At 68.3% G+C, this 14,635-nt stretch carries 9 protein-coding genes; 2 read left to right on the top strand and 7 right to left on the bottom strand.

Translation table 11 applies throughout. The features are described 5' to 3' along the window. Positions 1 to 36 precede the first annotated feature (36 nt). Together AC3ANP_RS12785 and AC3ANP_RS12780 are read left to right on the top strand one after the other, a co-directional pair. Positions 37 to 1,311 (top strand): thiolase family protein, encoded by a 1,275-nt coding sequence (locus tag AC3ANP_RS12785; protein WP_488330542.1) that lies wholly within the window; start codon positions 37 to 39, stop codon positions 1,309 to 1,311. Next, a complete protein-coding gene (locus AC3ANP_RS12780; RefSeq protein ID WP_488330541.1) occupies positions 1,308 to 3,488 on the top strand; it encodes a 3-hydroxyacyl-CoA dehydrogenase NAD-binding domain-containing protein in 2,181 nt (726 codons plus the stop codon). The genes AC3ANP_RS12785 and AC3ANP_RS12780 overlap by 4 nt, the downstream gene beginning before the upstream one ends. Here AC3ANP_RS12780 and AC3ANP_RS12775 read toward each other — a convergent pair whose 3' ends face one another. The 7 genes from AC3ANP_RS12775 to AC3ANP_RS12745 all read right to left on the bottom strand — a co-directional run bounded on the left by AC3ANP_RS12775 (position 3,489) and on the right by AC3ANP_RS12745 (position 14,629). Further along, a complete protein-coding gene (locus tag AC3ANP_RS12775) occupies positions 3,489 to 4,544 on the bottom strand; it encodes a nucleoside hydrolase (RefSeq protein WP_488330540.1) in 1,056 nt (351 codons plus the stop codon). Between the two features lie 44 nt (positions 4,545 to 4,588). Further along, positions 4,589 to 5,566 (bottom strand): aldo/keto reductase, encoded by a 978-nt coding sequence (locus AC3ANP_RS12770; RefSeq protein WP_488330539.1) that lies wholly within the window; start codon positions 5,564 to 5,566, stop codon positions 4,589 to 4,591. Positions 5,567 to 5,597: 31 nt separating this feature from the next. Beyond that, positions 5,598 to 6,155: a hypothetical protein gene (locus AC3ANP_RS12765; protein WP_488330538.1), complete on the bottom strand. Its 558-nt coding sequence runs from the start codon at positions 6,153 to 6,155 to the stop codon at positions 5,598 to 5,600. A 20-nt stretch (positions 6,156 to 6,175) separates the two neighbouring features. Beyond that, a complete protein-coding gene (gene dxs, locus AC3ANP_RS12760) occupies positions 6,176 to 8,149 on the bottom strand; it encodes a 1-deoxy-D-xylulose-5-phosphate synthase (RefSeq protein WP_488330537.1) in 1,974 nt (657 codons plus the stop codon). Between the two features lie 131 nt (positions 8,150 to 8,280). Continuing rightward, on the bottom strand, positions 8,281 to 11,094 hold the full coding sequence (locus AC3ANP_RS12755; protein WP_488330536.1) for an aconitate hydratase: 2,814 nt from the start codon (positions 11,092 to 11,094) through the stop codon (positions 8,281 to 8,283). Positions 11,095 to 11,273: 179 nt separating this feature from the next. After that, entirely contained in the window at positions 11,274 to 12,656 is a 1,383-nt protein-coding gene (locus tag AC3ANP_RS12750; RefSeq protein WP_488330535.1) for a class I SAM-dependent RNA methyltransferase, read from the bottom strand. Next, positions 12,653 to 14,629 carry an APC family permease gene (locus AC3ANP_RS12745; RefSeq protein WP_488330534.1) on the bottom strand — a complete coding sequence of 659 codons (1,977 nt, stop codon included), beginning with the start codon at positions 14,627 to 14,629 and terminating at the stop codon, positions 12,653 to 12,655. Before AC3ANP_RS12745 ends, AC3ANP_RS12750 begins: the two co-directional genes overlap by 4 nt. Between the last annotated feature and the right edge of the window lie 6 nt (positions 14,630 to 14,635).

Here is a 14,635-nt window from a genome sequence, read left to right as displayed (position 1 = left end):
CAAGGGCCGGCACCGTGTCCCAAGAAGGAGCAGTACGTGAGCCAAACCAGCGGCGCCAAGCCGAGCACCGGAAGAAACCGCACTGTCCGCGACGTCGTCTTTGTCGACGGCGTCCGTACCCCGTTCGGCCGCGCCGGCGAGAAGGGCATCTACGCCGGCACCCGCGCCGATGACCTGGTGGTCAAGTGCATCCGCGAACTGCTGCGCCGCAACCCCTCGCTGCCCGCCGGCCGGGTCGACGAGGTGGCCATCGCCGCCACCACCCAGACCGGAGACCAGGGCCTGACCATCGGCCGCACCGCCGCGTTGCTGGCCGGCCTGCCGCGCACGGTGCCCGGCTTCGCGATCGACCGGATGTGCGCCGGCGCCATGACCGCGGTGACCACGACCGCCAGCGGCATCGGCTTCGGGGCGTACGACGTCGTGATCGCCGGCGGCGTCGAACACATGGGCAACCACCCGATGGGGGCGGGCGCGGACCCCAACCCGCGGTTCATGTCCGAACGGATCGTGGACCCCGCCGCCCTGAACATGGGCAACACGGCCGAGAACCTGCATGACCGTTTCCCGGCCATCACCAGGGAGCGCACCGACGCGTACGCCGTCGCGTCCCAGGCCAAGCTCGCGGCCGCCTACGCCAACGAGCAGATCCAGCCGGACCTGGTCCCGGTCGCCACCCTGAAGCCGGGCCAGGGCTGGACCGTCAACAGCGTGGACGAGCCGCCACGGCCCGGAACCTCACGCGCGGACCTCGCCGCCCTGCGCACCCCGTTCCGTGCCCACGGCCGGGTGACCGCCGGGAACGCCGCGGGGCTCAACGACGGCGCGACCGCGGCCCTGTTGGCCTCCGCGGAGGCCGCCGAAGAGCTGGGCCTGCCGGTGAAGATGCGCCTGGTCAGCTACGCCTTCGCCGGCGTCGAACCGGAAGTGATGGGCATCGGGCCGGTCCCGGCCACCGAAAAGGCCCTGCGGAACGCCGGGCTCGGCATCGAGGACATCGGCCTGTTCGAAATCAACGAAGCCTTCGCCGTCCAGGTGCTCAGCTTCCTGGACCACTTCGGCATCGCGGACGACGATCCCCGGGTCAACCGCTACGGCGGCGCGATCGCCGTCGGACACCCGCTCGCCTCCTCCGGCGTCCGGCTGATGAACCAGCTGGCCCGCCAGTTCGAGGAGGACCGCACCGTCCGGTTCGGCATGACCACCATGTGCATCGGCCTGGGCATGGGCGCGACCGTCATCTGGGAAAACCCGCACCACGCCGCCTACGGCACCGATTACACGACCATCGAGACTGGAGCAGCAGCATGAGCGCCGCCGATTTCCGCAAGCTAGCCGAACTGTTTCCGGGCGAAACCGTGACCCACTCCTATGTCCAGGACATTCAGCTGCCCGCCGTAGGTGGAAAGACAGGCAACGGCACCAGCCCCGGCACCTTCGCGCTGGTGACCCTGGACAACGGCCTGGACCACGCCAAGCCGACCACCCTGGGCCCCAACACCCTGATCGAGCTCGGCACGGTGCTGGAAGGGCTGCGGGACCGCGCGGCCCGCGGGGAGATCGTCGGCGTCGGAGTCACCGGCAAACCGTACTTCCTCGTGGCCGGCGCGGACCTGTCCACCGTGAAGTCCGTCAGCGGCCGCGAACAGGGCCTCTGGATGGCCCAGCTCGGCCACGATGTGTACTCCACCCTGGCCAACCTCGGCGTGCCGAGCTTCGCGTTCATCAACGGCCTGGCCCTCGGCGGCGGCCTGGAGATCGCGCTGCAGTCCACCTACCGCACGGTCTCCACCGGCGCCGGCGCCCTGGCCCTGCCGGAAGCGTTCATCGGGCTGATCCCGGGCTGGGGCGGCGTCTACCTCCTGCCGCGGCTGATCGGTCCGGAGAACGCGGTCAAGGTGATGATTGAGAATCCGCTAAGCAACAACCGCACCCTGACCGGCCCGCAGGCTTACGAGCTCGGGGTGGCGGATGCGATCTTCGAACCGGCCGACTTCGTCGAACAGTCCGTCGCCTGGGCCGCGCAGGTCATTGCCGGTGCCGTGACCCCCGAACGGGCCAACGCCGTCGACCCCGCCGCCCCGGAGGTCGCCGAACGCTGGGCGGATGCCGTCGCCGCGGGCCGCGCCTTCGTGGCGGCCAAGACCTCCAACGCCTCCCCCGCCCCGGCCAAGGTCCTGGACGTGCTGGAAGCCAACCGGACCCTGACCCAGGCGGAGTCGGCGGAGCTCGAGTGCGAGACGCTCGCGGACCTGATGCAGACTGACGAGTTCCGCTCCACGGTCTACGCGTTCCTGGACCTGGTGCAGCGGCGGGCCAAGCGCCCCGCCGGGGCCCCGGACCGCAAGCTCGCCCGCCCGGTGACCAAGATCGGCGTCGTGGGCGCCGGCCTGATGGCCAGCCAGCTCGCCCTGCTCTTCGCCCGCCAGCTCAAGGTGCCCGTGGTGCTGACGGACATCGACCAGGCCCGGGTGGACAAGGGCGTGGGCTACGTGCACGCCGAGGTGGACAAGCTGCTGGCCAAGCAGCGGATCAGTGCGGACGCCGCCAACCGGACCAAGGCCTTGGTCAGCGGCTCGGTGTCCAAGGAGGCGTTCGCCGACGCGGACTTTGTGATCGAGGCTGTGTTCGAGGAACTCAACGTCAAGAAGCAGGTGTTCAAGGAGGTCGAGGCGATCGTTTCGCCCGAGTGCATCCTGGCGACCAACACTTCCTCGCTGTCCGTCACGGCCATGGCCGAGGACCTGCAGTACCCGGAGCGCCTGGTCGGTTTCCACTTCTTCAACCCGGTGGCCGTGATGCCGCTGCTGGAGATCGTTCGTGCGCCCAAGACCGACGATGCCGTGCTGGCCACCGCGTTCGAACTGGCCAAGGGCCTGAAAAAGTCCGCGGTGCTGGTCAAGGACGCCGCAGCGTTTGTGGTCAACCGGCTGCTGCTGCGGCTGATGGGCGAAGTGACCGCCGCGTTCGATGAGGGCACCCCGGCCGAGGTGGCGGACAATGCGCTGCGCCCGATGGGCCTGCCGATGACGCCGTTCACCCTCGGCGCCATGGTGGGGCTGCCGGTGGCCCAGCACGTGCAGGAATCGCTGCACGCCGCCTTCGGGGACCGCTTCACCGTGTCCGCCAACCTGCAGGCGCTCATTGAGCACGGGATCACGTCGATCTGGGATCCTGCCTCGGTGAAGGCCGGCAAGCCGGTCATTCCGGCCGAGACGCTGGCGTTGATGTCCTTCGGCGACTCGCCCTCCACGGCAGATGAGGTGCTGCGCCGCGTCCAGGATGCCCTCGCGGAGGAGATCGGCCTGATGCTGGCCGAGGGTGTGGTGGCCGGCCCGGAGGACATCGACCTCTGCATGATCCTGGGTGCCGGCTGGCCGATGTTCCTCGGCGGCATTACCCCGTATCTGGACCGGGTGGGGGCCTCCGAACGGGTCAATGGCACCAGGTTCCTGCCGGCAGGCGTGGCGTCCGCACCGGCGGCCTGATTAGCCGCCGGCGCCTGGGCGCTGCGTGCTGCTGCCTGGCATCCGTGCCTGCAGGGAATGGGCCAATGCACCCACCGAGGAGATCAATTCCTCGAGGCAGTGCGCAGGATCGTTGCCCGTGACGATCCTGGCATTGGGCGGCAGGCCCCACAAGCCGCGGAAATCGGCCACGGTGGTGCCGGCCAACAACGGGGAGTCGGTTTCGACGTCGACCGTCGCCGGCCGGCTGCTGACCGGTGTACGGCCGATCGCTGCGCAGGCGGCAAACGCGTCGTGCATATGCGCCACGTACCCCTGGTCGTAGCGCCGGTGGAACTCCAGGTAGAAACGGACCGCGTCGGACAGGCACGCCACCAGGGGGTTGCTTGAGGTGCTGCGCTGCCCCTCGGGCTGGTCCGGGAGTACCAGTTCTGGTTCGGCTGCTCCGGCGGCCACCCCGAGCCGGCGCAGGTGGTCCGGGCGCAGCTCGATCCGTTCCGTGCTTTCCAGCGCGCACACGAGCGGCAGCTTGTCCTCCGGCAGCCCCCGGTAGGCGGCGTAGACTTCCTTGGCCGCGTGCGGGTCCACGGCAGTGTTCCATTCCGCCGTCGGCGTCGTGTTGCCCGGGTAGTAGAAGCTGCCGCCCATGATCACCAGGCCCTTGAGCAGCCGCGGAAGTTCGGGTTCACGGCGGAGCGCCAGGGCAAAGTTGGTCAGCGGGCCGGTGACCAGCCCGGTGATCTCCCCCGGCTGCGCACGCGCCGCCTCCACCCAGACGTCCACCGCGTGGCGCTGCCAGACCGCCTGGGCGGGGGCCGGCAGCCGGGCGTAACCGATGCCCTGGGGCCCGTGGGTTTCCTCGGTGGTGACCAGCGGAACCTCCAGCGGCGCCTCGGCCCCGAGGGCGACCTCGGTCCCCTCCCGGCCGCAGAGTTCCAGCAGGGACAACGTATTGAGCGCCACCTGCCGCGCCCCGACGTTGCCTGCGGTGCAGGTAATGGCGGCGAGCTCAACCTCCGGCCGGGACAGCAGGTACACGACCGCCAGGGCGTCGTCGATGCCGGTGTCGACGTCCATCAGGATCCGCTGGACGGCGGTGTCAGCTTCGGGCCCGGTGCGGCTCAGAACAGCGCGACCTTCGGCGTGCGGGGGAAGATCTCGTCGAGTTCGGCCAGTTCCGCCGCGTCCGGCAGCCAGGCGACGGCGCCGGCGTTCTGCCGGACCTGCTCGGGCCGGGTCGCGCCGGCGATGACGCTGCTGACGGAGGGCTGGGCGGCCAGCCAGGAGAACGCGACCTGGATCTCGCTCAGGTCCCGCTCGGCGGCGAAGGCCGAGAAGGCGCCCAGCTGGTCCCAGTCGGCGTCGTTGACCAGGTTGGTGCGGGTGTGGCTGAGCCGGGACCCCTCCGGCGCCTGGCCCTTCGCGTATTTGCCGGTCAGCAGGCCGTTGGCCAGCGGGAAGTACGGCAGCACGCCCAGCCCGTACGCCTCGGCAGCCGGGGTGACTTCCAGCTCCGCGCGGCGGTCCAGCAGGTTGTAGTGGTTCTGGCTGGAGATAAAGCGGGCGCCGCCGCGGGCCCTGGCCACGTACTCGGCCTCGGCGATCTGCCAGCCGGCGCGGTTCGAGTGGCCGATGTAGCGGACCTTGCCGCTGGTCACGAGCTCGTCCAGGGCGGCGAGGGTCTCGTCGATCGGAGTCCGCGGGTCCGGGGTGTGGAACTGGTACAGGTCGATCCAGTCCGTGCCGAGCCGGCGCAGGGACGCCTCGGCCGCGCGGACGATGTACCGGCGGGAGCCCCGGGCGTCGAAATCGTTGCCGTTGGCGCCGTGCATGTCCATCCCGAACTTGGTGCCGATCACCACGTCGTCACGGCGGCCGGCGAGGGCGTTGCCCAGCATGGTTTCGCTCAGACCCGGCTCCCGGCCGTAGGTGTCGGCGACGTCGAAGAAGGTGATGCCGGCGTCCAGGGCCGCGTGCACGACGGCGTCGGTCCCCTCCTGTGACTCGGTGGCGGTGTTGGCCCGGCCCAGGATGTTGCAGCCAAGTCCCACGGCCGAGACGGTCAGTCCGGAATTTCCTACGCGGCGGTATTCAATCATGGGCTCCAGCCTATAACGGTCCCGGCCGCAGCTAGAGCGTGAAGCTGTTCGCCGGTTTCGCCGAGTGCTTCAGCTTGAAGTCGGTGCCGCCGAACGGCGCCGCGCCGATGCTCAGCTTGGTGAAGTCCAGGTCCTCGCCCCGGATGCAGACCTTGATGGCGTTGACGGCCTTGTTGACGTCCGGCGTGAGGCAGAAGATGTTGAGTTTCGCGTTGGAGAATTCGGACCGGTCGACCACGCCGAGCCCGCGCCAGGCGAGGTGGCTGATGAGGGCGTCCTTGGCCTTTTCCTCCAGGTAGCGGTCGCGGCTGGTGCCGTCCTTGGTCTTGAGCGCGTACTGCGCCACCACCCAGAACTGTTCCCCATCCGGGATCTCCGCGTAGCCGTCCTCGGCGCACTGCGCGGCGAAGGCCTGCATCAGGCCCTCGCCGGCGGCCTCGTCGGCGACGGGGGTTTCCTCGGTCCGGCTTTGGTGCCCGACGACGCCGTGGTTCATCACAAACTCGTGGTATTCCTCGTCGATCCACGCTTCGCGGAAGTGCAGGACTCCCTCGTCGTCGCGTTTGTAAACACGGATGATGCCGCTCATGGGCGTCCCTTCGGTAAGTGTCACAGGATCGGCAGGCTGCCGGTGCTGGGGTGTTGCTGGCCGGGCAGCGGGCGCGCAAACGGCACCTTGGTCCCAAGGACCTGCGCGACGACGTCGTGGGTGATTTGCTGGGCGGTCAGTCCGACGCGTTCCAGCACCTGGCTGCGGCTGCCGTGGTCCAGGAATTCGACCGGCAGGCCTACTTCGTTGAGGGCGGTGTCCACCCCTGCTGCGCGCATTTCCTGGCGGATCCGGGAGCCGACGCCGCCGGCCCGGACGCCGTCCTCGATGCAGATGACGAGACGGTGGTGCGATGCGAGGGCCACCACCGAGCGCGGCACCGGGAGCACCCAGCGCGGGTCCACCACGGTGGAACTGATGCCCTGCGCACCGAGCCGGTTGGACACGTCCAGCGCCAGTTCGGACATCGCGCCGACGCTGACGATCAGCACGTCGTTCCCGGTTGACCCGGCCGGCCGCCTGGCCAGCACGTCGACGCCGTCGTTCAGCCGTTCGACGGCCTCCACCTCGGCGCCGACGGTGCCCTTGGAGTAGCGGATCACGGTGGGCGCGTCCTCGATGGCGACCGCCTCGCGCAACTCCTCGCGCAGCCGGCTGGCGTCGCGCGGCGCGGCAAGGTGCAGCCCGGGCACAATCTGGACCATCGCCATGTCCCACATGCCGTGGTGGCTGGCCCCGTCGGGTCCGGTGACACCGGCCCGGTCCAGCACCAGGGTGACCCCGGCCTTGTGCAGCGCCACGTCCATCAGCAGCTGGTCGAAGGCCCGGTTCAGGAACGTCGCGTAGACGGCCACCACGGGGTGCAGGCCGCCGAAGGCCATACCGGCCGCGGAGGTGAGGGCGTGCTGTTCGGCGATGCCGACGTCGAACACCCGGTCCGGGTGGCGGGCGGCAAATTTATGCAGCCCGACGGGAATCAGCATGGCGCCGGTGATGCCGACGATGTCCTGCCGCTCGTCGGCGATGTCGGCGATCTCGTCTGCGAAGACGGCAGTCCAGGACTTCGCGCCGCCGGCCTCGGTGGGCTCCCCGGTCTCCGGGTCGATGATGCCGACCGCATGGAACTGGTCCGCCTCGTTGGCCCGCGCCGGGGCATACCCGTGGCCCTTTTCGGTCATGGCATGGACGATTACCGGACCGGCGAAGTTTTTGGCCGTGGAGAGGGCGTTTTCCATCGCCTGGAGGTTATGCCCGTCCACGGGGCCGATGTACTTCATGCCCAGGTCTTCGAACATGCCCTGCGGCGCCCACCAGTCCTTGATGCCCTTTTTCACGGCATGGAGGCTCTTGTAGGTGAATTGGCCGACGGGGCCGCCGCTCTGCAGCCGCTTCTTCCACCAGTCCAAGGCAACTTCGTAGGCCGGCGCCGTTCGCAGCGAGTCGATCGTGGGGCGCAGGGAGGCAAGGTAGTCGGCCACCCCGCCGACGGTCGGGGCGTAGGAGCGGCCGTTGTCGTTCACCACGATCACCACCCGGCGCTTCTTGTCCGCGGCGATGTTGTTGATGGCCTCCCAGGCCATGCCGCCGGTCAGGGCGCCGTCCCCGACAACGGCAATTACGTAGCGGTCGCCGTCGCCGGTCAGGCGCCGGGCGCGGGAGATCCCGTCGGCCCAGGACAGCGAGGAGGAGGCGTGCGAGCTTTCGACGATGTCGTGCTCGGATTCGGCCCGGTCGGGGTAGCCGGAGAGGCCGCCCTGCTGGCGCAGCGTGCTGAAATCCTGCCGCCCGGTGAGGAGCTTGTGCACGTAGGACTGGTGGCCGGTGTCGAAGACGATGCTGTCGCGCGGGGAATCGAAGATCCGGTGCACCGCGATGGTGAGTTCCACTACGCCGAGGTTGGGCCCGAGGTGGCCTCCGGTCTGGGAGACGTTGCCGATCAGGAATTCCCTGACCTCTGCTGCCAGCTGGTCCAGCTGCGCCGGGGACAACTTGCTCAGGTCCTGCGGATTCTGGATGGTCTCCAAGATTCCCAACGACCCCTCCTTCGGGTGGTAGACATGCCGTTTAACTCTAACGCCTCAAAGTTGGCCCGGGTGCCGGAACGGCGAAGCCCCGGTCCGTCGGGGACGGGCCGGGGCTTCGCCGGTGTACTGCCGGATTCGGGCTAGTTAGCCGAGATCTGGCGGAGCACGTACTGCAGGATGCCGCCGTTACGGTAGTAGTCGGCTTCACCGGGGGTATCGATGCGCAGGACCGCGTCGAACTCGGTGGTGGAGCCGTCCTCGGCCGTCGCGGTGACCTTGAGGGTCTTGGGCGTGGTGCCTTCGTTGAGGGCGGTGACGCCTTCGACCGCGAAGGTTTCCGTGCCGGTCAGGCCCAGGGACTCGGCGTTCTGGCCGGCCGGGTACTGCAGCGGCAGGACGCCCATGCCGATCAGGTTGGAGCGGTGGATCCGCTCGTAGCTTTCGGCGATGACGGCCTTGACGCCCAGCAGCGCGGTGCCCTTGGCGGCCCAGTCGCGGGAGGACCCGGAACCGTACTCCTTGCCGGCCAGCACCACCAGCGGGGTGCCGGCGGCCTGGTAGTTCTGCGCGGCGTCGTAGACGTAGGCCTGCGGGCCGTCGGTCTGGGTGAAGTCGCGGGTGAAGCCGCCCTCGACGCCGTCCAGGAGCTGGTTCTTGATCCGGATGTTCGCGAACGTGCCGCGGATCATGACCTCGTGGTTGCCGCGGCGGGAGCCGTAGGAGTTGAAGTCCTTGCGTTCGACGCCGTTGGCCAGCAGGTACTGCCCGGCGGGGGTGTCGGACTTGAAGGACCCGGCCGGGGAGATGTGGTCGGTGGTGACCGAGTCGCCGAGCTTGAGCAGCACGCGGGCCCCGGTGATGTCCTGGACCGGTTCCGGCTGGGCTTTCATGCCCTCGAAGTACGGGGGCTTCCGGACGTAGGTGGACTTCGGATCCCAGGCGAAGGTGTCACCGGCGGGGGTGTCGAGTGCCTTCCAGCGCTCGTCGCCTTCGAAGACGCCCTCGTAGCCGCGGGCGAACATGCCCTTGTCGATCGAGGAATCGATGACCTGCTGGACCTCGACCGGGTTCGGCCAGATGTCCTTCAGGAAGATGTCCTTGCCGGCCTCGTCCTGGCCCAGGGCGTCGTTCTCGAAGTCGAAGTCCATGGTGCCGGCCAGGGCATACGCGATGACCAGCGGCGGGGAGGCCAGGTAGTTCATCTTGACGTCCGGGTTGATCCGGCCTTCGAAGTTGCGGTTGCCGGACAGCACGGCCGTGACGGAGAGGTCGTTGGCCTGGATGGCCTCGGAGATCTCGGCGTCGAGCGGGCCGGAGTTGCCGATGCAGGTCGCGCAGCCGTAGCCGACGATGTAGAAGCCGAGCTTCTCCAGGTACGGGGTCAGGCCCGACTTGTTGTAGTAGTCGGTGACGACCTTGGAGCCGGGGGCAACGGAGGTCTTGACCCAGGGCTTCGAGGTCAGGCCCTTGTCGACGGCGTTGCGGGCCAGCAGCGCGGCGGCCAGCATCACCGAGGGGTTGGACGTGTTGGTACAGGAGGTGATCGAGGCGATCGACACCGCGCCGTGGTCCAGCTCGAACTCGCGGCCGTCGGCGGTCTTGACCGCGACGGTCTTGGACGGGCGTCCGTTGGAGTGCGGCCCGTGCGCGTGCGGCGCCTGTTCCGTGAGGTGCGTCGAGGAGGCGGTGAACGACGGCGAGTCCGAGGCCGGGAAGCTCTCGTCGATCGCCTCGTCCAGGCTGCCGTCGGTGAGGTCTTCCTGCACGTAGTTGCGCAGGTCCTCACGGAACTGGGCCTTGGACTCGGTGAGGATGATGCGGTCCTGCGGGCGCTTCGGGCCGGAGATGGACGGGACCACCGTGGACAGGTCCAGCTCGAGGTACTCGGAGAACTTGATTTCCTTGGAAGGATCGTGCCACAGGCCCTGTTCCTTCGCGTAGGCCTCCACGAGGGCCACGTTCTCATCGGACCGGCCGGTGAGGCGCAGGTAGTCGAGGGTGACGTCGTCGATCGGGAACATCGCGGCGGTGGAGCCGAACTCGGGGCTCATGTTGCCGATCGTGGCGCGGTTGGCCAGCGGCACGGCCGCGACGCCTTCGCCGTAGAACTCCACGAACTTGCCGACCACACCGTGCTGGCGCAGCTGCTCGGTGATGGTCAGGACGACGTCGGTGGCGGTGGCGCCGGCCGGGATGGACCCGGTCAGCTTGAAGCCTACGACGCGCGGGATCAGCATGGAGACGGGCTGGCCGAGCATGGCAGCCTCGGCTTCGATGCCGCCGACGCCCCAGCCGAGCACGCCCAGGCCGTTGACCATTGTGGTGTGCGAGTCGGTGCCGACGCAGGTGTCCGGGTAGGCACGCAGCACGCCGTCAATCTCGCGGGTCATGACGGTGCGGGCCAGGTACTCGATGTTGACCTGGTGCACGATGCCGGTTCCCGGCGGGACGACCTTGAAGTCGTCGAACGCGGTCTGGCCCCAGCGCAGGAACTGGTAGCGCTCACCGTTGCGCTGGTATTCGATCTCCATGTTGCGCTCCAGTGCGCCGGAGTTCCCGAAGACATCGATCTGCACGGAGTGGTCGATGACCATTTCCGCCGGTGCCAGCGGGTTGACCCGCTTGGGGTCGCCGCCGAGTTCCTTGACGGCCTCACGCATGGTGGCGAGGTCCACAACGCAGGGCACGCCAGTGAAGTCCTGCATGATCACGCGCGCCGGCGTGAACTGGATTTCAGTGTCGGGCTGGGCGTTGGGGTCCCAACCGGCCAGTGCGCGGACGTGGTCGGCCGTGATGTTGGCGCCGTCCTCGGTCCTCAACAGGTTTTCAAGCAATACCTTGAGGCTGAACGGAAGGTTTTCTGCACCTTCAACGGAGTTCAACCGGAAAATTTCGTATTCGGTACCGGCTACATTAAGTTTGCCTTTTGAACCGAAGCTGTCCACAATGCTCATCGCAGGACTCCTCTCGCAACAGTTTCATCTTTGCCGCGCCGCAGACCCCTTGCTAGTTAGGCCAGCCTAACTAAGACAAAACGCTTGGTAACGCAGGGGCGCTGCCCTGGGTGATCAATAGTTATCCCTGAAATAAGACTCCGCCGCGACGTCGGATTACTACCGCCATAGTAGTGGCATCAGCGCTGCGGAGTCAGTAACGCCACAGTCTCCATGTGGTGGGTGTGCGGGTACAGGTCGAACGCGCGCAGTTCGGACAGGCCCCAGCCGGACTGCTGGAAGTAGCCGACGTCGCGGGCGAAGGACGCCGGGTCGCAGGAGACGTAGCCGATCGCCCGGGGGCTGGCAGCAATTAACTGGGCCACGACAGCTTTCCCTGCGCCGGCCCGGGGCGGGTCCAGGACCAGGGCGTCGAAGTTCCGCGGCTTTTGCCGCAGCACCCGTTCCACTTTCCCCTGGACGATTTCGACCTGGCCCGCGCCGTGCAGGTTCTTGCGCGCATCCCGGCTGGTTCCCGGCGAGCCTTCCACGGACAAGACCGAGCCGGTGGCCCCTACGGCGTCGGCCAGCGGCGCGGTGAACAGCCCGGCCCCCGCGTAGAGGTCCGCCACGACCGCTCCCGCGGCCAGGTAGCCGCCGTCGCGCAGGAAGCCGGTGACGGCCCCGACCAGCGTTTCCGGGGCGTCCCGGTGGATCTGCCAGAAACCGTCGCCGGTGACCCGGTACTGGTGCCCGGCCGCGGTTTCCTGCACCCAGGTGCGGCCCCGAAGCTGCGACACCGCGCCGGTGTCCGGATCCACCGCCGCCACCGACACGTCATCCGGCAGCTGTCCGGCAATGGCGCTGAGCCGCCTGGCTTTGGTCCCGGCAGCAGGCACCAGCAGCACGAGGGGCCTGGAACCGTTGGCCGGCGCTGCCACCTCGACCCGGGCGACGCCCTGCAGGTCGAGGTCCCAGAGCCGAAGCGCGTTGATCCCGGCGACGGCAAGCGGCATTTCGCGTACCGGCACCACGTCATCGCTGCGGTGCGCGTGCATGCCCAGCTTCCCGCCAGCCGTCACGGCAAATCCGGCCCGGGTCCGCCAGGCCAGGCCCGCCGGTGCGCCGCCGGCCGGGCCGGTCGGGTGCGCGGCCTCCCCTACCGCCTCGACCGTAAACTCTCCGCCGGCCACCGGAAGTTCGACGCCGGCAAGCCGGCGCAGCTGTTCGGCCAGGACCTCGGCCTTGAGGGCACGCTGCCGGTCGAGGCGGATGTGGCCCAGCTCCGCGCCGCCGACCGGAGCGTGGCCGTGGGACCAGGAACGCTGCGAGTCGGCGACGTGCCAGAAGTGCTCCACCCGGTCCGGCGACGGTGCCAGCACCTCCACGACGTCGGCGCGCCAGAACTTGGCGGACTCGCCGTCGTCGGTGAGCCGGATCCGGACCTTTTCACCGGGGATGCCGTGCCGGACGAAGATGACGCGGCCCTCGTGCCGGGCCACGCAGTGGCCGCCGTGCGCGACGGGACCGACGTCGACGACAAGTTCGGTCCGGGCTGCCTGGCGGGTGGTCTCGGTGCTCATTGGATGTCCTGCAGTTTTTTGGCTTCTTCGGACGACTTCAGCTGCCACGGCACGCTGGCCACCATGACCCCTGGCTCGAAGTGCAGCCGGGTCTTGATCCGCAGCGCCGTCTGGTTGTGCACCAGCTGCTCCCACCACTTGCCCACGACGTATTCGGGAATGTAGACCACGATCAGGTCCCGCGGCGAATCGCGCCGCATGTTCTTGATGTACTCCATGATGGGCGTGACGGTCTCCCGGAACGGGCTGGCCAGGACCGTCAGCGGCACCGGGATGTCCAGGTTCTGCCAGTCCGCCAGGGTCTGTTCGGTTTCCTCCGGGCTGATGTCCACGGTGATGGCGTCCAGCCGGGACGGCCGGGACGCGCGGGCGTAGGCCAGCGCCCGGAGCACAGGCTTGCGCACATGCGAGACCAGGAGCACGGCGTGCACCCGGGTGGGCAGGGCGCGCGGCGACGAGTCCTCATCGACTGCGAGCTCCTTGGCCACGTTGTCGTAGTGCGCGCGGATGCTCCACATGATCAGGAACAGGACGAACATGGCCAGCAGCGCGATCCAGGCGCCCTGCTCGAACTTGGTGATCAGCACGATCACCAGGACCAGGCCGGTCATGCCGAAGCCGATCGAGTTGATGGTGCGCGACTTGATCACGCGCAGCTTCTCGGCGGGGTCCTTGGCGAGCTTGAGGACCCGGCCCCAGTGCCGGATCATGCCGAGCTGGCTCAGGGTGAAGGAGATAAAGACGCCGACAATGTAGAGCTGGATCAGTTTGGTCACGTCGGCGTTGAACGAAATGATCAGCACCAGGGCGCCGGCGGCTAGGGCGAGGACGCCGTTGCTGAACGCGAGCCGGTCCCCGCGGGTACGGAGTTGGCGCGGCAGGTAGCCGTCCTGGGCGAGGATCGACCCGAGTACCGGGAAGCCGTTAAAGGCGGTGTTGGAGGCGAAGACCAGGATGACGCCGGTGGCGGCGACGACGATATAGAACGGGATGGAGCCGGCGCCGAAGACGGTCTGCGCGATCTGGCTGATGACCGGATTCTGGATGTAGCCCTCGTCCACCGGCCGGCCGTTGAGCAGGAACTCCTTCGCCGGGTCCTGGACGATGTGCACCTTCGTGGCGTTCGCCAGGTAGATGATGCCGGCCAGCATGGACGCCGCGATCACGCCGAGCAGCAGCAGGGTGGTGGCCGCGTTGCTGCTCTTCGGCTTCCGGAAGTTCGGCACACCGTTGCTGATGGCCTCAACACCGGTCAGGGCGGCGGCGCCGGAAGAAAACGCCCGCAGCAGCAGGAACGCGCCGGCGAGGCCGACCAGTCCCTCGTCGAAGCCGGCTGTCGGGATGATCTGGAACTCGGCGGAGGGCGCCTGGCCCAGCTGGCCCGTGACCGCCTGGAAAATTCCGACCGCGGTCATGCCCAGGATGGAGAGCATGAAGATGTAGGTCGGCACCGCGAAAACGCTGCCGGCTTCGCGGATGCCCCGCAGGTTCACCAGCGCCAGGATCACGACGCCGATCGTCGCGATCGCGGCCTGCTGGCCGTGCAGCGACGGTACGGCGGTGGTGAGGTAGGCGGCAGCGGAGGACATCGACACCGCGACCGTGAGCACATAGTCCACCAGCAGTGCGGCCGCGACCGTCAGGCCCGCGTACCTGCCCAGGTTTTCGTTGGCGATTTCATAGTCGCCGCCGCCGGACGGATAGGCATGCACGTTCTGCCGGTAGGACGCCACCACGGTCAGCAACACCACCATGACGGCGAGCCCCACCCAGGGCGAGAAAGCCACCGCACTGACGCCGGCCAGGGCCAGGGTGAGCAGGATTTCGTCCGGTGCGTAGGCCACCGAGGAAAGCGCGTCGGAGGCGAAAATCGGAAGCGCGATGCGCTTGGGCAGCAGGGTATGGGCCAGGCTGTCGTTCCGGAAGGGCTTGCCGACGAGCACCCGCTTCACGGCATTGAAAATTGTCAGCACCAGACA

Source organism: Arthrobacter sp. JB02-1C, from assembly GCF_057748045.1.
Note: the sequence above shows the minus strand (reverse complement) of the source record. Positions and strands in the feature narration are given on the sequence as shown.